The following is a 576-nucleotide window of genomic DNA, read 5'->3' as shown; positions in this document are numbered from 1 at the left end:
GGCGTCGTCGGTGCTGGCATCGGGTGCCACCCACTGCGCGATGAACGCCTGACCGCCTGCGGACAGGGACACGTCGATGGCCCAGTACGGCACGGACACGAAGGCCGCGATCTCTCGGTCGCGGTCCACCACGAGTTTGAGCGTCGGGGTCTGCACGCGCCCGACCGACAGCACGCCGTCGTAGCCTGCCTGCCGCCCGAGCACGGTGAACAGCCGGCTGAGGTTCATGCCCACGAGCCAGTCGGCCCGCGAGCGCGCCAGCGCCGAGTAGTACATCGGCAGCGTCTCGGCCGAGGGCCGCAGCTTGGCGAGCGCGGTGCGGATGCACGCATCGTTGAGCGCCGACAGCCACAGCCGTTCGATGGGGCCGCGGTAGCCGCACAGGTCGAGGATCTCGCGGGCGATCAGTTCGCCTTCGCGGTCGGCGTCGGTGGCGATGACAAGCTGGGTCGCCTTCGCCAGAAGCGCCTTGACGACCTTGAATTGCATGGCGGTCTTCGGTTTGACCTCGACCCGCCACTGCTGGGGAATGATGGGCAACTGTTCCAGCGACCAGCGCTTGAGCGCCGCGTCATG

General features: G+C 68.4%; 1 protein-coding gene. It reads right to left on the bottom strand.

Annotation, left to right across the window (positions count from 1 at the left end):
- The coding region (locus tag APY03_RS18520; protein WP_232324332.1) for a DNA topoisomerase at positions 1 to 576 on the bottom strand (576 nt) is incomplete at both ends.

It is taken from the genome of Variovorax sp. WDL1, assembly GCF_001541225.1.
Taxonomy (GTDB): domain Bacteria; phylum Pseudomonadota; class Gammaproteobacteria; order Burkholderiales; family Burkholderiaceae_C; genus Variovorax.
The sequence above is the reverse complement of the archived record's forward strand: the minus strand, read 5'-3'. Positions and strand labels throughout refer to the sequence as shown.